22 protein-coding genes are annotated in these 17,643 nt (G+C 63.0%); 6 read left to right on the top strand and 16 right to left on the bottom strand.

Annotation, left to right across the window (positions count from 1 at the left end; genetic code table 11):
* The first annotated feature begins 261 nt into the window (after positions 1–261).
* The gene (gene hpf, locus CKW40_RS08660) at positions 262–846 is read left to right on the top strand and encodes a ribosome hibernation-promoting factor, HPF/YfiA family (RefSeq protein ID WP_095199513.1); all 585 of its coding nucleotides are present in this window, start codon (positions 262–264) and stop codon (positions 844–846) included.
* Positions 847–905: 59 nt separating this feature from the next.
* On the top strand, positions 906–1,370 hold the full coding sequence (gene ptsN, locus CKW40_RS08655; RefSeq protein WP_095199512.1) for a PTS IIA-like nitrogen regulatory protein PtsN: 465 nt from the start codon (positions 906–908) through the stop codon (positions 1,368–1,370).
* Between the two features lie 156 nt (positions 1,371–1,526).
* Here the strand turns inward: ptsN and CKW40_RS08650 are convergent, their stop codons facing one another.
* The gene (locus CKW40_RS08650; protein WP_095199511.1) at positions 1,527–1,781 is read right to left on the bottom strand and encodes a BQ00720 family protein; all 255 of its coding nucleotides are present in this window, start codon (positions 1,779–1,781) and stop codon (positions 1,527–1,529) included.
* Positions 1,782–1,858: 77 nt separating this feature from the next.
* Positions 1,859–2,284 (bottom strand): Hsp20 family protein, encoded by a 426-nt coding sequence (locus CKW40_RS08645; protein WP_013893014.1) that lies wholly within the window; start codon positions 2,282–2,284, stop codon positions 1,859–1,861.
* A 256-nt stretch (positions 2,285–2,540) separates the two neighbouring features.
* On the opposite strand from CKW40_RS08645, the gene CKW40_RS08640 reads away from it, so the two are divergent.
* Positions 2,541–3,482, top strand: coding sequence for a nucleoside hydrolase (locus CKW40_RS08640; RefSeq protein WP_095199510.1), 942 nt, complete (start codon positions 2,541–2,543; stop codon positions 3,480–3,482).
* Between the two features lie 58 nt (positions 3,483–3,540).
* On the opposite strand, the gene CKW40_RS08635 is transcribed toward CKW40_RS08640, so the two are convergent.
* From CKW40_RS08635 to CKW40_RS08590, 10 genes are all read right to left on the bottom strand, one after another.
* Positions 3,541–3,915 carry a hypothetical protein gene (locus tag CKW40_RS08635; RefSeq protein ID WP_095199509.1) on the bottom strand — a complete coding sequence of 125 codons (375 nt, stop codon included), beginning with the start codon at positions 3,913–3,915 and terminating at the stop codon, positions 3,541–3,543.
* 3 nt (positions 3,916–3,918) lie between these two features.
* Positions 3,919–4,242, bottom strand: coding sequence for a hypothetical protein (locus CKW40_RS08630; protein ID WP_095199508.1), 324 nt, complete (start codon positions 4,240–4,242; stop codon positions 3,919–3,921).
* A gap of 106 nt (positions 4,243–4,348) precedes the next feature.
* Positions 4,349–4,963 (bottom strand): LysE family translocator, encoded by a 615-nt coding sequence (locus CKW40_RS08625; RefSeq protein WP_010911482.1) that lies wholly within the window; start codon positions 4,961–4,963, stop codon positions 4,349–4,351.
* A 107-nt stretch (positions 4,964–5,070) separates the two neighbouring features.
* Complete coding sequence (locus CKW40_RS08620; protein WP_095199507.1) at positions 5,071–6,516, bottom strand: amidase; 1,446 nt, start codon at positions 6,514–6,516, stop codon at positions 5,071–5,073.
* A gap of 1 nt (position 6,517) precedes the next feature.
* Entirely contained in the window at positions 6,518–7,423 is a 906-nt protein-coding gene (locus CKW40_RS08615; RefSeq protein WP_095199506.1) for a ribokinase, read from the bottom strand.
* Between the two features lie 188 nt (positions 7,424–7,611).
* Positions 7,612–8,097: a hypothetical protein gene (locus CKW40_RS08610; RefSeq protein ID WP_179297885.1), complete on the bottom strand. Its 486-nt coding sequence runs from the start codon at positions 8,095–8,097 to the stop codon at positions 7,612–7,614.
* Positions 8,069–8,593 carry a hypothetical protein gene (locus tag CKW40_RS08605; RefSeq protein ID WP_095199504.1) on the bottom strand — a complete coding sequence of 175 codons (525 nt, stop codon included), beginning with the start codon at positions 8,591–8,593 and terminating at the stop codon, positions 8,069–8,071. The genes CKW40_RS08610 and CKW40_RS08605 overlap by 29 nt, the downstream gene beginning before the upstream one ends.
* The gene (locus CKW40_RS08600) at positions 8,560–8,880 is read right to left on the bottom strand and encodes a hypothetical protein (protein WP_244571147.1); all 321 of its coding nucleotides are present in this window, start codon (positions 8,878–8,880) and stop codon (positions 8,560–8,562) included. The genes CKW40_RS08605 and CKW40_RS08600 overlap by 34 nt, the downstream gene beginning before the upstream one ends.
* 92 nt (positions 8,881–8,972) lie before the next feature.
* A complete protein-coding gene (locus CKW40_RS08595; RefSeq protein ID WP_095199502.1) occupies positions 8,973–9,443 on the bottom strand; it encodes a hypothetical protein in 471 nt (156 codons plus the stop codon).
* Between the two features lie 221 nt (positions 9,444–9,664).
* A complete protein-coding gene (locus CKW40_RS08590; RefSeq protein WP_095199501.1) occupies positions 9,665–10,543 on the bottom strand; it encodes a methylated-DNA--[protein]-cysteine S-methyltransferase in 879 nt (292 codons plus the stop codon).
* Positions 10,544–10,658: 115 nt separating this feature from the next.
* On the opposite strand from CKW40_RS08590, the gene CKW40_RS08585 reads away from it, so the two are divergent.
* Positions 10,659–11,474 (top strand): class I SAM-dependent methyltransferase, encoded by an 816-nt coding sequence (locus CKW40_RS08585; RefSeq protein ID WP_095199500.1) that lies wholly within the window; start codon positions 10,659–10,661, stop codon positions 11,472–11,474.
* Between the two features lie 2 nt (positions 11,475–11,476).
* On the opposite strand, the gene CKW40_RS08580 is transcribed toward CKW40_RS08585, so the two are convergent.
* Positions 11,477–11,971, bottom strand: coding sequence for a DUF2244 domain-containing protein (locus tag CKW40_RS08580; protein ID WP_095199499.1), 495 nt, complete (start codon positions 11,969–11,971; stop codon positions 11,477–11,479).
* 22 nt (positions 11,972–11,993) lie between these two features.
* Between CKW40_RS08580 and nth the strand changes: the two genes are divergently transcribed.
* Positions 11,994–12,806 (top strand): endonuclease III, encoded by an 813-nt coding sequence (nth, locus tag CKW40_RS08575; protein ID WP_095199498.1) that lies wholly within the window; start codon positions 11,994–11,996, stop codon positions 12,804–12,806.
* On the opposite strand, the gene CKW40_RS08570 is transcribed toward nth, so the two are convergent.
* Positions 12,794–13,249 carry a DUF2214 family protein gene (locus CKW40_RS08570; RefSeq protein WP_095199497.1) on the bottom strand — a complete coding sequence of 152 codons (456 nt, stop codon included), beginning with the start codon at positions 13,247–13,249 and terminating at the stop codon, positions 12,794–12,796. The two genes, nth and CKW40_RS08570, sit on opposite strands and share 13 nt — an antisense overlap.
* A 229-nt stretch (positions 13,250–13,478) precedes the next feature.
* On the opposite strand from CKW40_RS08570, the gene CKW40_RS08565 reads away from it, so the two are divergent.
* On the top strand, positions 13,479–14,018 hold the full coding sequence (locus CKW40_RS08565) for a GNAT family N-acetyltransferase (RefSeq protein WP_095199496.1): 540 nt from the start codon (positions 13,479–13,481) through the stop codon (positions 14,016–14,018).
* A gap of 14 nt (positions 14,019–14,032) precedes the next feature.
* On the opposite strand, the gene CKW40_RS08560 is transcribed toward CKW40_RS08565, so the two are convergent.
* Both CKW40_RS08560 and CKW40_RS08555 read right to left on the bottom strand, forming a co-directional pair.
* A complete protein-coding gene (locus CKW40_RS08560) occupies positions 14,033–16,522 on the bottom strand; it encodes an EAL domain-containing protein (RefSeq protein ID WP_095199495.1) in 2,490 nt (829 codons plus the stop codon).
* A 270-nt stretch (positions 16,523–16,792) separates the two neighbouring features.
* A complete protein-coding gene (locus CKW40_RS08555; protein ID WP_095199494.1) occupies positions 16,793–17,563 on the bottom strand; it encodes an IclR family transcriptional regulator in 771 nt (256 codons plus the stop codon).
* Positions 17,564–17,643: the final 80 nt, after the last annotated feature.

Below are 17,643 nucleotides of genomic sequence, written 5' to 3'. Positions count from 1 at the left end.
CCCGATTTTCCACAGCTTTCGAGCTTCATTGACAAGCCGCGGGGAAGTGGCTAGAAGCCCGCCCGCATGAGACGGGCCCGATGCCCGCTAGCGGATGGTCCGTCACGACAATGGCCTCGGGACGGTCAAAACGGCGGCTTGTGATCAACCGGAAAGTTCGGATTTAAATCGGCGCGAGTGACGCCGCAAAGCTTGTGCGCACGGATCACGAGTATAAACTCGGGCCAGTTTGAAGCCTGAGCAAGGAAGGTCAGTTTTCAGATGAATCTGCGCATATCGGGAAAACACATGGATATCGGCGATGCGTTCCGCACACGCATCAACGATCGTGTCGGCGAAGCGATCGGCAAATATTTCGATCGCGGTTTTGCGGGACACGTCACCGTCATCAAATCGGGTTCGCGCTATTCGGCGGATTGCATGATCCGGCTGGATTCCGGCGCCTCGCTGCAGGCCACGGGCGATGCCCAGGATCCGACGCTCGCCTTCGAGGCCGCGGCCGATCGGCTGGAGACCCGGCTTCGGCGCTACAAGCGCCGTCTCAAATCGCACAATTCGGGCAATGGCAATGATGGGTTGACCGACATCGCCTATACGGTGATGGCGCCGCTGGCCGATGACGACGAGGAGATCCCGGAGGATTTCGCGCCGGCCATCGTCGCCGAATCAACCATGACGCTGAAGACCATGTCGGTGGCCTCGGCGGTCATCGAGCTCGATACCAAGGACAGTCCGGTGTTCGTTTTCCGCAACGCCGGAACCGATCATCTCAATATCGTCTATCGCCGGCCCGACGGAAACATCGGCTGGATCGACCCGTCCACGACCAAGGTCGCACAGGGATAAAAGCCAGCCGCACGAGGGGTGAGGACTGGTGACGGCAGGCGAACAAGGGATTTTCAAGCATGGATCTGAGCGATCTTATCAGCGTTCCGGCGATTTTGCCGGCGTTGAAGGCGAACTCCAAGAAGCAGCTTCTGCAATTGCTGTCCGAGCGGGCCGCGGGGATTTCGGGCATTCCGGAGAGGGAAGTGTTCGACACCATCCTGCAGCGCGAGCGGCTGGGTTCGACCGGCGTCGGCAACGGCATCGCCATTCCGCATGGCAAGCTCGCCGGCGTGAAGCGCATCGCCGGCGTTTTCGCCCGGCTGGAAACGCCGGTCGATTTCGAGTCGCTGGACGACCAGCCTGTCGATCTGGTGTTTCTGCTGCTGGCACCGGAAGGGGCTGGCGCCGATCACCTGAAGGCCCTGTCGCGCATCGCGCGGGTGCTGCGCGACGCCGACACGGTGGCCAAGATCAGGGGGACGCGCGACGCCACGGCGATCCACGCGCTGTTATCGGACACGCAGGCCTCGCACGCCGCCTGAAGCTGGATTTTTGAGAAAGACTGCCAAGGGCCGCCGCGAGCGGCCCTTTTCGTTTCAGCCAACCGGTCGCCAATTCTTTGTTTTGGCGCAATTCCCAAGGGAAAACGCCATGCGTTTTTCCCGGGAAAACCGCCAAACACTTTTCCTGGAATTGCTTTAGTGAATGGCGACGGTGGTCAGGTCGTTTTCCATGGCGCCGGCCAGTGCGCGGTCACGCGCATCGGAAAGCAGGATCGGCTGGCCGTTTGCGGCAAACAGGGCCCACAGCTCCAGGCCGGGCGCGATTTCACCGATGTTCGGGAAGCGCCCGAGCAGGTCATCGCTCGAGACCTTGCGCAGATAAGCGACCGAGCCTTCGCCGAGATGGGCGAATTCGCCATTGGTCATGGTGATCGTTTCAGTTCTGGTCATTTCAAGCCTCCTTGGCGCGTGGACGCCGCCCTTTCCTGGGGCAATAGGCCATCCCGCATGAGAGCCATCGGTAAAGATCAGTCTTTCACCGATATGTTTATTTTCCGTACCAGCCGTTCGGACTCCGGCCGATCGAGGTCGATCGACAACAGGCCGTTCTTCAGCTCCGCCGCGATCACCCGCATGCCGTCGGCCAGCACGAAACAGCGCTGGAACTGGCGCGCGGCGATGCCGCGATGGAGGAATTCGCGCTCGGTGTCGTCGGTCTGACGGCCGCGCACGACCAGCTGGTTTTCCTCCGTTGTCACATCGAGATCGCTTTCGGCGAAACCGGCGACGGCGAGCGTAATGCGCAGCCTTTCGGCCTTGCCGTCGGCACCGCTGAGCCGTTCGATGTTGTAGGGAGGGTAGCTGTCCCCGGATTTCGCCAGGCGCTCCAAGGTCTTTTCCATGGCGTCGAAACCAAGGAGAAGCGGGCTGGAGAAAGGCGTCATTCGGCTCATGTTACACTGTCCTCTCAAGAGCGACATAAAGTGGAAAAACCCAGATGGCATTTTTCCCGATGGTCTTGATATGGTCCGCCCCGCGACCAAGTTCAAGCCACCACAAGACCCGCCCAAAAAGACCAGGCCTTGGACTCACAGGAATAATCGACATGGCGCTTGAAACGACGCGCGGATGCAAGGAGAAGCGCCGAGGTCGTCCTTCAGGCGTGCTCTCGATCCGGTGAGCTCACGGCCAGCCAAACAAGGAATTGAAATGCCCCAACCACGCAAGATCATCATCGACACCGACCCCGGCCAGGACGATGCCGTCGCCATTCTGCTGGCGCTCGGCAGCAGCGAATTGGAGATCGTCGGCATCACTGCCGTTGCCGGCAACGTGCCGCTGAAGCTCACCGAAAAGAATGCCCGCAAGATCTGTGAACTGGCCGGCCGGCCGGAGATCAAGGTCTATGCCGGTGCCATCCGTCCCCTGGCGCGCACGCTGGTCACCGCCGAGGAAGTGCATGGCAAGACCGGCCTCAACGGGCCGCAACTGCCCGAACCGACGATGAAGCTGCAGGAGCAGTATGCCGTCGACTTCATCGTCGAGACGCTGATGAAAGAAGAGAGCGGCACCATCACGCTCTGCCCGCTCGGGCCGCTGACCAACATAGCGCTGGCGCTGATCCGCGAACCGCGCATCGCTCCGCGCATCAAGGAAATCGTGCTGATGGGCGGCGGCTTCTTCGAGGGCGGCAACGTCACGCCCGCGGCCGAATTCAACATCTATGTCGATCCGCAGGCCGCCGATCTGGTGTTCAAGTCCGGCATCCCGATCGTGATGATGCCGCTCGACGTCACCCACAAGGCGCTGACGACCACCAAGCGCACGCAGGCCTTCCGCGCGCTCGGCACCAAGGTCGGCATCGCGACCGCTGAGATGCTGGAGTTCTTCGAGCGTTACGACGAGGGCAAATACGGCACCGATGGCGGCCCGCTGCACGACCCCTGCGTCATCGCCTATCTCTTGAAGCCGGAGCTGTTCAAGGGCCGCAGCTGCAATGTCAGCGTGGAAACCGCCTCGGAACTGACCATGGGCATGACCGTGATCGACTGGTGGGGCGTGACCAAGCGGGAAAAGAACGCCATGGTGATGCGCGATATCGACCATGACGGCTTCTTCGCGCTGCTGGTGGAGAGGCTGGGGCGGCTTTAGTTTTCTTCGATGTGGGTCGTCCACGGCTGTGCGCTTTGGACGCCCCGCATTCGCTTGCTTAATCGGGGAGCAGACGAAAAGTGTCGGCGCCTTTCTTATGGCGCTGCCGTTCGATCGTCACTTCCGATCCGATCGTGTGCGGCGTATCCAACTCGCCGTCGACAGATATCAGGGCATTGTCGTTAAGACGGATGCCATACTGGTAATAAAGTCCGCGACCGGAGACGGCCTTCGGGGCTACGGGCATGGACGTGGCGTTTTCAACGATGCCCGCAACGCGTTGTGTGCCGACGACAGGATTGTCCTGGTTCATCGCAATCGGGATCAGCGCCGCCAGAGGCAGTGCGCAGAAGAAGGCGAGGCCAATGACCGCCTCGCGATATTCGGCCTGAAGCAGGAGCAAGCGGCTTTTGCGAGAAAATCCTGTCGCCATGTCTCACTCGGGAAACCGGTAGAAGACGACGCCATTTTCGCGCGTGACGCGTTCGATGCTGGCATCTGACTCAATCAGATGCGGGCGGTCATCGTCGATGAGCACGGACGAGCCATCATTGAGAACAAGCACATAGAGGATGTACTTACCGTCTCTCCATTGGGCACTTTTGATCGTTGCATCGATGGCACCGACAGACCGGATTGGGCTTGCGTCGTTGGCCCATTTGTTTGCCGCCAACATAGTTATAATCGCAAACGCACCAATGAAAAGGATCACGCCAGGCGCGTTCCTCTTCAAACCATCCCAAGTCCAAAAGACAGACATGAATCCCTCAGTGCAGATTCATGTGGTGGTGGGAGAACAGACTTTCAATCGATTGCCATTCCAGGGCGCCGCAACTTTCGCGGCGCCGGGCTCGCGACCGCTGCCGTTACTTCGACCTTGAAAACGCCAGCCACAGGCCGCCGCCGACCAGGAAGCTGCCGCTGATCCTGGACATGAGCTTGATGCGGCTGGCCGACAGCAGGCGCCCGGCGCGGCCGGCGGCGAGTGCGTAGGTCGAATCCGACATGGCGGCGAAGATCATGGCGGTCAGGCCCATGACGACGATCTGCAGCGAATAATTGCCTTGTGGTGCGATGAACTGCGGAAAGAAGGCACCGAAGAATACCAGCGTCTTGGGGTTGCTCAGCGCCACCAGCAGGCCTTGCAGGAAGAAGCCCCCGCGCGGCTTCCTCGCGGTGCCGTCGGCGTTCAGCGTGCCCTTGGAGCGGAACATCTGCACGCCCATCCAGATCAGGTAAGCGGCGCCGATCAGGCGCACCCATTCGAACCAGTGGCCCATGCCCGCGATCAGCGTGTTGAGGCCGATGCCGACGATGGCGATCATGATGGCAAGCCCGGCCTGCGTGCCGGCGACATTGGCGAGGCCGGCGCGGGTTCCGTGGCGAATGCTGTTGGCGATGATCAGCGTGACCGTCGGACCGGGCACCAGGATGATGACGATGCAGGCGAGGACATAGGCAGCGTAGAGTTCCAGCGACATGATTTTTCCTCAAAATGCCGCCAATGCGGCGTAGTGGACGACAATCAATGCATGGCGACAGCCTCCGCGCAAGCCGCACGCGAAGGCGCCGGGCCGCTACACGCGCGTCAAGCGCCGGCTTGCCAGGGCAGTGTCGCCTCATAGGCTGCGGCCGCCCTCAGCACGGCGAGGTCGCCGCGCGGCCGGCCGATTAGCTGCATGCCCATTGGCCGGCCCTTGTCGTCGAAACCGACCGGCACGTTGACCGCCGGGCAGCCGCCCAGCGTGGCAAAGGCGGAAACCTGCATCCAGCGGTGATAGCTGTCCATTGGCCGTCCGGCGACCTCGCTTGGCCAGTGCGTGCCGATCTCGAAGGGGAAGACCTGCGCGGTCGGCAGCGCGATGAGATCGAAGCGGTCGAAGATCGACAGCAGCGTGCGATGCCAGGAGGTGCGGATCACCGAGGCCGCGCGGATCTGCAGCGCCGTCAGCCGCATCGCGTTCTCGATTTCCCAGATGGCTTCCGGCTTCAGCAGGCCACGCCTGGAGGGGTCGTCGTAATGGACCTTGAGGGCGCAGCCGCTGCTGGCCTGGCGCAGCGTGACGAAGGCATGCCACAGTGCTTCGAAATCGAAATCCGGCAGCAAGGGTTCGACCGCGAAGGACTGGCCCGCGAGCCGGCCGAGTGCCGCCTCGCACAGATCGAGGATGCCCGCTTCGATCGGCAGATGGCCGCCGAGATCGCCAAACCAGGCGATGCGGCCGCCGGTCGGCGGTATTGCGAGGCCTTCGAGGAACGAGCCCGGTTTCTCATAGGACAGGGGTGCCTGCGGATGGTAGCCCGCCTGCACGTCGAGCAGCAGCGCCATGTCGGCGACGTTGCGGCCCATCGGCCCTTCGACGCCCATCTGTGCATGAAAGACCTCGAAGTCCGGTCCGCCGGGCACAAGCCCCTGCGACGGGCGGAAACCGTAGACATTGTTCCAGCCTGCCGGATTGCGTAGCGAGCCGCCGAAGTCGCTGCCGTCAGCGACAGGCACCATGTCGAGCGCCAGCGCCACCGCCGCACCGCCGCTCGAGCCGCCGGCGGTGAGCGCCGGGTCGAAGGCGTTCAGCGTCGGCCCGAAGACATTGTTGTAGGTGTTGGATCCCAGCCCGAATTCGGGGACATTGGTCTTGCCGATGATGATGGCGCCGGCGTCGCGGATGCGCTCGACGAAGAAATCGTCTTCCTGCGGCACGAAATCGGCGAAGATCGGCGAGCCGAAGGAGGTCCTGAGCCCGGTCGTCGAGGCGAGGTCCTTGATTGCGATCGGCAGGCCAAAGAGCGTACCGGTTTCGCCTCCCCGCCTGCTATCGGCTGCATCGGCCTCGCGCAGGATGTCGCTGCGGTCGCGCAAAGAGACGATGGCGTTGACCAGCGGGTTGACCGCTTCGATGCGGTCGAGGAAGGCGGTCACCACCTCGCGTACGGATAGTTTCTGGCGGCGGATCGCGTCGGCAAGCTCGATGGCGGACAGGCGGCAGATATCGCCGGCCGGCGGCACGGCATGTTTCGTCGCGGGACGCATCATCTCAACGGGTTTCCTGCAAGGCCTGATCGACATCCTTGGCCAGCGGGATAGCCGGTTGGGCACCCGGCTTGAGGCATGCGAGCGAGCCTGCCGCACCGGCGCGCGCCAGCGCCTTGTCGAGCGCAAGGCCGGACGACAAGCCGGCGGCGAAGTAGCCGCAGAAGGTGTCGCCGGCGCCGACCGTGTCGACAGGCGTGATCTTCATGGCTGCAACAGTCAGGAAATCGCTCGGCGTCGCCGCCATCACACCGTCGCTGCCGAGGGTGACGACGATGGTGCGGCCGGTTTTTGCTGCGAAGTCGCGCATGCGTGCCGCCCGGTCGCGGCCCTTCAACGCCAGCGCCTCGCCATAGAGGTCGAACTCGGTCTCGTTGGCGACGGCATAATCGGCCTTGCCGAGGAAAGCCGCCGCATCGCCCTGGAAGGGAGCGGTGTTGAGCACGGTGATGGCGCCGGCGACCCGTGCCTGGTCGAGCGCGGCATCGACGGTCGCCAGCGGGATCTCATGCTGGAGCAACACGACGTCGCCCTTTTTCAGGAAGGCCTTGGAAAGATCGCCGGGCACCACCGACGCATTGGCGCCGGGGACCACGGCGATGATGTTCTCGCCGTCGTGGCCGACCATGATCAGCGCCGTGCCGGTCGAGGCAAAGGTTTCCCCCACGCCCGACAGGTCGACCTTGGCCTCGCGCAGCAATGCCAGCGCCTCGCCGGCAAAACTGTCCTTGCCGACGGCGCCGACCATGCGCACGGGGACACCGGCGCGCGCGGCGGCCAGCGCCTGGTTGGCGCCCTTGCCGCCGGGCGCCGTGGCGAAACCGGAGCCGCTCACCGTTTCGCCGGGGGTTGGCAAGCGGTCGACTTTGGCGATTAGGTCGAGGTTGATCGAGCCGATGACGACTATCAAGAAAGTGCCTCCCTGCCAGCGCTGGCCGGAAATCAGGATCGACTTTCGGAAAGCACGATGTGGATCGAAGATGGCGGGGTGCGCCGATGCATCACTATGGCTGCACCGGCACCCCGGTTGCGCGGGAAGCTAGCGCGTCATGCGGTGACTTGCCAGACCATGTGGATATCAAAAGGCGATTTGTCGCCTCACTCGCAGCGCACGGTGACCGTGCCCTGATAGCTGCCGGCGGGAAAGATGCCCGATGATTTGGTGGCGGTGAGGTCAACCTCGATAGTGTGGGTGCCGTTGACGACGCGCTGCGGCACGCTTCCGGAGGTGTCGACGCCGGTGCCGTCGAGGCGGTAGACGGTGCTGAAGTTGACATTGGTGCCGCCGCCGCTTGGCGCCGACGAGAACGATGCGGGCGCCGGTGCGGAAACGGAATAACAATCGAGCAGGTTGAGCAAGGTGCAAAGCAGCGAGCTGGCGGTGATGGTGGCGCCCGCGCTCGATCCGCCGGCCTGCTTGGAGCCGAACACGTTGAGGCCGGGATTTGCCTTCATCGTTCCCGACGCCCCGACCATGATGGTGCAGGTGCCGATGATTGCCGCCGGCGCAGGCTGGCAGAAGCCGGCAAGGGCTGCCATCGCAAGCAGCGTGCGGCTATTTCTTCTTCCTCTTTTTCTTGCCATCGCCATTTCCGGTCCTGATGCTCCAGCCTTCGTTGGCCCATCCAGGTGACGCGGCCGCGGTGGCGGGAGCGCCGGCGGCCACGCTTCCCGTCGGGCCGTCGCCGCCGAGGCCCATTTTGAGCAGTTTCAGCTCCAGCTGCAGGCGCTGGACCTCAAGTTCGTACAATCGGCTGCAGTCGAGACGCGTCGGTGTACGCCCGATCGGGATCACCACCCGGCCATAGGTGGCGACGCCATTGTCCGTCTGGTTGTTGCCTCTGATAACGCCGAGATCCATATAGGCACCGGAACCGGAAACGGCGGAACGGCAAGTGGTGCCGTCCGCGGCATGGACCTCGTCCTGGCCCTGGGGCAAGGTGACACCGGGCAAATTGAAGCCGTTCTCGTTCTGGTTGAGATTGTAGATCTGGTCCTGGGCCTGGGTTGGAACGGTGCTTGTCACAGCAACCGCGACTGCCAGCGTCAGGACTTGCGGTGCCCAAAAAACTTTCCGCATATCTGTGCCCTTATCTGCGTCTGTTGATTGGGGAAGGGGATGCTTTCGGTACAGATACGCACTTTACGCTCGGCAGCGCCGCCGAAAGGCACGACCACAAGGACAGGACGGGAAGCCTGGGAACCCAGTTGGAAGGCACTCGGAGAGATCCTGGCGGCGACCGGCTGAAAATCCTGATCGTAGACGTGGATTTCGACCTTGATCTTCTGGTCGTATGGATTGGCCGGGTATACGCGGACCGCGAAGACGTCGGTGAAACTGTTGACCTCGCCGCGCATCGGCGACATCGACTGCGCCGCCGCGGCAACGGGGATCAGGCCGACGGCCAGCGCCGCCGTCAGGGTTCCAAAACGTGTCAAGGATGCCTCCTTCCCGGGCGCTACTCGCAGCGAAGCGTTACCGTTGCCTGATAGTTTCCGTTGGCGAAGCGGTTGCTGCCACCCTTGGTGCCGGCGAGATGGACCGAGACAAGGTCGGCGCCAGGTGTGCTGATGGCGGTCGCCGAGCCGGTCTCGACGATGGAGTGCGCACCAGCGGAAGAGTAGGTTGGTGTCCAGGTGGTCGATGTCGTGTCGGCCGCCGGCACCGTCGTGGTGGTGACCGGATCGACGCTCAGCGACACGCCGCCGGTCGTCGTCAGCGTGACGGTTCCGGCCGAGCCGCCGCTGTTGTGGGAGCTGAGGGTCTGGAGGTCGGGACTGACCGTCATGGTGCCATTGGTGGCAATGACAAGCGTGCAGGTCGGGGAGATCGTGCCATTGAAAATGACATTTTGTGTCGTTGCCAATGCAGGCTTGTCCAGACATGCGACCAGCAAGGCTGCACCGAAAGCGGTGCGAAACAATTTCATCGAGACCTCCTATTAAGTCGGCTCGCCCGAATTAATATGGGTCATGATCGCTTTATCGTGGTTAATTTAGCGTAAACTTAAATAATGCGCGGCAATAATAACCATGAAGAAACCGATGGTTGTCCTCGGTTGCATCCGGAAATTCCGATGAGAAATCGCACTAATACTTTATAGTGCGACTATTCATATATTTCTTGAGTCGAAATTGAAAAATCGACATTTTAAGACGAAACCTGCCCTGCCTCCCAGCCCAGGATGGCGCGCTTGCGGGTCAGGCCCCAGTGGTAGCCGGTGAGGTCGCCGGACTTGCCGATGGCGCGGTGGCAAGGCACCACGAAGGAGAGCGGGTTGGCGCCATTGGCGGCGCCGACCGCGCGGCTGGCGCTCGGCGCGCCGATGCTGGCGGCGATCGAGGAATAGGTGCGCGCCTTGCCCATCGGGATCTGCAGCAGCGCCTCCCAGACGCGGACCTGGAAGTCGGTGCCGATCATGACGACATGCAGCGGCTGGTCGGGGCGCCACAATGTTGGATCGAAGATGCGCGCGGCATAGGGCCCGGTCGCGGCCATGTCCTCGACATAGAAGGCGTTCGGCCAGCGGCTGGACATGTCGGCGAAGGACGCACGTTCCTCGCCGGGGTCGCTGAAGGCGAGGCCGGCTAGGCCACGGTCGGTGGCCATGATCAGGGCGGTGCCGAAAGGCGAGGCATGGTAGCCGTAGCGGATGGTGAGGCCGGCGCCGCGTGTCTTGTAGTCGCCCGGCGACATCGCCTCATGGGTGACGAACAGGTCATGCAGCCGGCCGGGACCGGACATGCCCAGTTCGAACGAGGTTTCGAGCAGCGGCATGCCGGAATCGAGCAGCCGGCGCGCGTGGTCGAGCGTCACCGCCTGCAGGAACGCCTTGGGCGACAGGCCGGCCCAGCGGGTGAAAAGCTTTTGCAGGCCGGTCGGCGTCTCGCCGACCTCTTCGGCAAGCTCCTCGAGCGAAGGCTGGTCGCGGTAGTCGAGGCTGATCTTCTCGATGGCGCGGCGCACGATCTCGTAGTCGCTGCCTTGCGGCGTGATGTCCTTCTTGAGGACGGCTGTCTGTGTGCTCATCGAACTGTCTCCTTGGCCAGGAATATCGCCCCTTGGGGCGGCGATCGCCACCCGAAACTTGCCTTCTTGCCGCACATGCCCAGATAGACTCGGGGTTTCGTGCCAGGAGTCGCTTATGGCTGGCGAGAAAGTGCATCTGACAGGGGCCAAGGAAACCTTGCTGATGACGCTCTATGGCAAGGCGCTGGAGAGCCGGCTGCCGCATTCGCTGCTTGCGGATCATTTCGCCGACGAGGCGGTGCGCAAGATCGACTATGATTTCTCCAGGCTCAAAGTAGACGAGAATCTCGGCATTGGCCTGGCGATCCGGGCCAAGACGCTGGACGTTCGTGTCGAGGATTTTCTGGCCAGAAATCCCGGCGCCATCGTGCTGCATCTCGGCTGCGGGCTCGATACGCGCATCTTCCGTGTCGATCCGCCACCAGGCGTGGACTGGTTCGATGTCGACTATCCCCAGGTCATTGAGCTCAGGCGCAGGCTCTACCCGTCCCGCGACCATTACCACCTCATCGCTTCGTCGGTGACCGAGCCCGGCTGGCTGGCCGACGTGCCCCGCAACCGCCCGGCCATCGTGGTGGCGGAGGGGCTGACACCCTATCTCCCCGCAGACGAAGGGCTACGCCTGGTTTCGCGGCTGGTCTCGCACCTTGCCGGCGGCGAATTGATGTTCGACGCCTACAGCCGTTTCGGCCTGACGCTGCTTCGCCTCAATCCGACCATCAAGGTGACGGGTGCCGAGGTCCACTGGGCGATCGACGACCCGCACGAGCTGGAACTGGCGGTCCCCAAGCTGCGGTTCGTTGAGGATATCTCCGCCTACAAACCTGAACACGCCGCCCGCATGGGCTGGTCCGCCAAACTGTTCGTTAGGCTGTGGAAACACATTCCGGCGCTGCGCAAGGTCGGCAGGCTTTTGCGATATCGGTTCTAGATTCAGCGTGCCTTGGCGGTCGCCAGTGCGCGTGAGAAAGCGGTGGCAAAGCTCTCGCGGGACTCGGGGTCGAGAAAGCCGCCGATCGGCACGTTCTGGCCTTGCCCTTCGACGGTCATTTTGGTGATGCCGATCTCGGCGTGACGAGCGACCGAAAACCGCGCCCAGAACGGGTTGAAGCGGTGCGCTTCCGATTTCCCCGAGGGGGCCGTCTTGCGGATGTCGAGGCTGGTGCGCGAGACCGACACTTCCTCGCGGGCGCGGGCGGCGCGGTAGTTGGCGCGGAAGGCGATGTAGACGGCGATCACGTCGAGGCCGAAGAAGCCGAACACCGGCCAGGCGCCGCGCGACAGGAAAAACGCGCCGGTCACCAGCCAGCCGAACAGCAGCGCGCCCATCAGGACCAGGAAGCCCGTCCTGCCCAGCGACCGGTGCGGCGTCAGCAATGCGTGAAAGAAGGGCTCGTCAGCCTGAAACGAGGCGTTTGTGTCGCTCATGACAGGATATTATAGGAGGGAAATGGCGCCCCCCAAGTCCAAAGATTCTTCCATGCCCAAAAATGAGTTGCCAGCCGGCCGGCGTGACGGTTCGAACGCCAAGCCGCGTCCACGGCCGGTGCGGCGGACGTCGCGCTACAGTCCGGCGGAAGTGCACGAGATCTTCCGGCGCTTTTCGATCCAGCGGCCGGAGCCGAAGGGCGAACTCGAACATGTCAACGCCTTCACGCTACTGGTGGCGGTGGTGCTTTCGGCGCAGGCGACCGACGCCGGCGTCAACAAGGCGACGCGGGCGCTGTTCCAAGTCGCCGATACGCCGCAGAAGATGCTGGCGCTGGGTGAGGCCAAGGTTGGTGACTATATCAGGACCATCGGTCTGTGGCGCAACAAGGCCAAGAACGTCATCGCGCTTTCAGAAGCGCTGATCCGCGATCATGGAGGCGCGGTGCCTGATGATCGCGATGAACTGGTCAAGCTGCCCGGGGTCGGGCGCAAGACCGCCAATGTCGTGCTCAACATGGCCTTCGGCCAGCACACGATGGCGGTCGACACGCATATTTTCCGCATCGGCAACCGGCTCGGCCTTGCGCCCGGCAAGACACCCGAACAGGTCGAGCAGGGGCTGTTGAAGATCATCCCGGACGAGTATATGCGCCATGCGCATCACTGGCTGATCCTGCATGGCCGCTATGTCTGCAAGGCGCGCAAGCCGGATTGCCCGGCCTGCGTCATCGCCGACATCTGCAAGGCCGAGGACAAGACGACCAGCGTTCCAGCGCCGCTGGTGCCGATCGCGCCGCTTGAAACGGCGGTCTCTGGCGATCAGGTGCCGTAACCGCGCGCCATAGCTGCCGCGAAAACCGGGATCAGCAGGAAGACGAAGGCCTCAGTGCGGATATAGGTCTTCACCGAGGCCAGTTCGCTCGCCGGCACGGCGAAGGAGGGATTGGCGCTGGCCTGCCGGTTCCAGGAAATCAAGCGCACGGTCGGGATGATCGACAGCAGGCCGACAATGCCGAAGGCCGCCATCTTGGCCCAGAACACCCAGTTGTAGATGTAGAACTCCCAACCCTTCAGACCCCAGAAGACACGACCGATGCCGACGATGATGATCAGCGCGGCGATGATGCCATAATGGCGGTCGATGCCGGCGAGCCGCTTGAGCGTCGCGGCCGGCAGGTCGCCGCGGATCAGCACGAATTCGGCGCCGATGATCCCTGCCAGGGAAAACACCAGCAGATGATGGACAATGGCAAGCACAAGGTCGGTCGTGTCCATGCTTCTTTCCCTGGGTTTGAGCACCAGCCCGCATCTGAAAAGGTCGAGTTGCCAAGTGCTGAATCAGCCTGCCGGGAAAATAGCACCGTCGGACAGAATTCCCATAGCGGAGCCGCCACCGCAGAACATTGCCCGCTGCCGCTTGTCTGGATGATGGCGCATCTTCTGCTGGCCCTTGCACCGTAGGGGCCATTTGCTAAGCGCAGGCACCATTAGCGAGGCAAGTCCCATGAACAACCGCCAAGTGACCGTCGCCCCCGTCATCGAGACGCAGCGGACCATCCTGCGGGCGCACCGGCTGGACGATTTCGACGCCTATGTCGCCATGTGGTCCGACCCGGTCGTCACCCGTTTCATCGGCGGCAAGCCGCGCACGCGCGAGGAAAGCTGGATGCGCTTCCTGCGTCATGCCGGCCTGTGGTCGCTGCTCGGTTACGGCTTCTGGGCGATCGAGGAGAAGGCGACAGGCCGCTTCGTCGGCGAGGCCGGCTTTCATGACCTGAAGCGCGACATGGAACCGTCGATCGAAGGCATTCCCGAGGCCGGATGGGCATTGGCGCCGGCCGTCCACGGTGCCGGCCTTGCCACCGAGGTTGTCGGCCGTGTCCTGGCATGGGGTGAAGAAACATTCGGGCGCACGAAAACCGTCTGCATCATCGATCCGGAAAATACGGCTTCACAGAATGTCGCCAGGAAGTGCGGCTACAGCGAGGTGACGCGGACCCTCTATCACGATGCCCCGACCATCCTGCTGGAGCGACGGCCCTAAACCGGGGTGAGGCCCTAACCGGCCTTGCGGCGCAGCTTCCGTGTCAGATCGGCCCATGGATCGGCGCTCTCCGCGGCCGGCGTGGCACCCCGGCCAAGCAGCACCGTCGAGGCATCGAAAGGCTTCGGCCTGGCGATCCCATAGCCCTGGGCATAGTCGACGCCGATCGTCTTCAGGGCGGCGATGATGCCGTCGCTTTCGACGAATTCGGCGATGGTGCGCTTGCCCATGACCTTGCCGATATGATGGATCATCTCGACCATGGCGCGGTCGATGCGATCCTCCAGCATGTCCTTGACGAAGCTGCCGTCGATCTTGAGGTAGTCGACCGGCAGGTGCTTCAGATAGGCGAAGGATGACATGCCGGAGCCGAAATCGTCGAGTGCGAAACGGCAGCCCAGGCCGCGCAGATCGGCGATGAAGCGCATGGCATTGGTGAGATTGGCGATGGCGCTGGTTTCGGTGATCTCGAGGCAGATCACGGCCGGTGAAATGCCATGGACGAGGAACTGCTCGCGCAGGAAGCCGAGAAAGGTCTCGTCGCCGAAAGTCGCACCGGAAAGATTGATGGCGCATGTGGCGATCGGCGGCGTGAGCGGATCGGCTTGCCGTGCGGCCAGGATGCGGAAGGTGTTGCGCACCACCCAGCGGTCGATCGACGGCATCAGGCCGTAGCGCTCGGCTGCGGGAATGAAGCTTTGCGGGGTGACGAAGGTGCCGTCTTCGTCGGTCAGCCGCAACAGGATCTCGATATGCGCTCCCGCCTCGGCGGCGGCGTCGTTGAGCGGCCAGATTTCCTGGGCATGCAACCTGAAGCGGTTTTGCTCCAATGCGGCGTGCAGGCGCTGCACCCAAGCCATCTCACCGAAACGCTCGCGTAGGGCCATGTCGCCATCGCTGTGGATCTGGACGCGGTTGCGGCCCTTTTCCTTGGCCATGTAGCAGGCGACATCGGCGGCACGCAGCGTCTCCTCGATTGTCACGTGCGCATCGGCGATCTGCACCATGCCGATGCTGACACTGGTGTTGAAAGGCCTGTTATCCCAGGCGAAATGCAGGTCCTGCACGGCTGTGCGCAGCCGTTCGGCGGTGTCGGCGGCGGTTTCGCAGTCACTGTCCACGAGCAGCACACCGAATTCGTCGCCGCCCAGCCTGGCCAGCACGTCGCCGGGCCGCAATTCGTGGGTCAGCAGCGCGGAGATCTGGCGCAGCAATTGGTCGCCAGCGGCATGGCCGCAGGTATCGTTGACCAGCTTGAACTGGTCGAGATCGAGATACATCAAGGCGTGCTGCCGGGGCTGGCCCTGCAATTCGACGATCGTCCTTTCCAGCCGGCTTTCAAAATCGCGCCGGTTGGCGAGCCCGGTCAACGCATCGTGCGATGCCTGCCATGAAAGCCGCTCGATATAGTCCTCTTCGCGCGTCATGTCGTGGAAGGCGAGCACCGCGCCGACGACCTCACCGGAAACGAGCAGCGGCGCGCCGGTCAGCGCGACGGGAACAACAGAGCCGTCCGGCCGCTGCAGCAGTTGCGGACGGGCGCTGGAACGGCGTGGTTCGCCGGCCAGGAGACGCTCGACCAGCTGCGTTTCTTCAACGCTGGTGTCCTTGTCGACAAGGCGAAACAGCGATGCGATCGGTTTCCCCCTGGCAGTGCCGAACGGGCAGGCCAGCAGTTTCTCGGCAACTGCGTTCATGTAGTCCAGCCGCCCGTCACGGCCGGTGCTGATGACAGCCTGGCCGATCGAAGCCAGCGTGACCTGGGCGCGCTCGCGCTCGGCATTGAGCGCCAGCTGGAAGGCCTGGCGCTGGGCCAGGAGTTTGCGCGTCCGCAACACGGCAAGCAGGATCAGCAAGGCGGCGGTGACGAGATTGGCGAAGGTGAGCAGCATCCGGATGAAGCGCGACCCCTCGCCGAGACTGTCCGAGAAAGCCTTGGAAAGGGGGCTGATCTGACGATCTAGCTGATGGATATACGTCTTCCAGGCGTTGATCTCAGCCGGTGACGCCTGCCCCTTGCTCAACGTCGCGTGCATCGCGTCGCCGAGCTGCTGGATGGCCAGGATCATCGCGTCGGCAGCGGTCCAGTGCCGGATAGCGGTGTCGAGATAGATAAAGCCGCGGAAATTCTGGAACAGCCAGATCATCCCGGTCACGTCGTCAGCGTGGTTGCCGCCCTGCAGGAAGCCGGTCCGTGCCGCGTTGATGTCGGGCTGGGGCTGCTCGAGCGCCAGGCGGGCCGAGCGGTCGGCCAGCGGAACAGCGATCGCTGCACGATACTCGCTGAAGAACTCCTCCTTGCCGGTGTCCGCATAGAGGCTAAGGAAATAGATGGCGTGCTTCTGCCCCTTGGACCATTGGCTTTCGCCGCCGACATAGGCGCGAACCGCCGAAAGCGTGTAGAGGCTGAGGCTGGCGACCAGCGCCTGGATGAGGACGACGGCGATGAACGGCCAGACGAGCCCGAGAAGACGGGGATTGGCGTTCCTCGATGACAGCTTCATCGAATTCACGGACGTGCCATGATCCTGTCAGCGCGTCCATCCGACTGTTTCATCCGTCGGTTCAGGACGCTGTCCTTCCCTCATGTCGCTCAGATGGCGACAACAGTCCGGTTATCACGGCCGGACTTAACAGCGAATAAATAATTTCCTTTTTACAAAACCGATTCTTGCCGCGAGTGAGCCTAATATTACGCGACGTCAAGCAATTGCTTCAAGTTTGATCAATTTGTATTTGAAATATCGAGCCTTTCCGGGCTGCGACCGCGGGAACTAGGGCAAAGCCTCCGCCGCAAGACTTGCCTGTTCGAGCATGGAGGCATCCTCACCAAAGGCGCGGGTGGCGCGAGCCGCCGCCTCGAGCAGCGGACGTTTCATGCGCTGAAGGAAGGCGGCATCGACGCGTGTGCTCGGACCGGCCAGCGTCAAGGCGCCGAGCAGGACGCGCCCCGGTCCGAACACCGGCGCCGAGATGCCTGCCGTCTCGGGATCGCGATCGCCGACGGCGAGGCAGTTGCAAGTCCTGCGGATGGTCTCGTAGGGTTCGCCCGGCTGACCGGAAAACGCCGCAAGCACGCGTCCGCCGGAACCGACGAGCAAAGGCAATACGTCGCCCTCCCGGATGGTGTAGCGGATCGGATGTTTGGATTCGACGCGGTAGAGACAGGTGCGGACGTCGCCCGAGCGGACATAGAAGGCAACGCTCTCCCAGCTTCGCTCGGAGAGGTCGCGCATGATCGGCAGCAGGATGTCGACCGCCACGACCGAACGCTGATAGAGCGCGCCCAGCCGAAAGGCGGCCGGCCCGACGCGGTAACGCCCATCGTCGAGGCGCTCGAGCAGTTGCCCGCGTAGCAGCGAATTCGCCAGCCGCAGGATCGTGCTCTTGTAGAGGCCGGTACGCGCCGCGATTTCGGCCAGGCTGAGCGAGCGGTCGGTCGCGGTGAAGGCATCGAGGATGGCAATCGCCCGATCAAGTGCCGCAACACCTTCGGCCGAGGCGCGCCGGCTTTCCGCATTAGTCGATCTGCTTGGTAGGTCCATCGCGGTTCCCAGTTCGGAGAAGCCCGAGCGGAGCCACTCTGTCGCGCCACTGGACCGTTCTGTCCAGCAGAATATCGTTC

Origin of the sequence: Mesorhizobium carmichaelinearum, from assembly GCF_900199455.1 — a bacterium.
GTDB classification, from domain to species: Bacteria; Pseudomonadota; Alphaproteobacteria; order Rhizobiales; family Rhizobiaceae; genus Mesorhizobium; species Mesorhizobium carmichaelinearum.
This window is presented reverse-complemented; position numbering and strand designations above follow the sequence as displayed.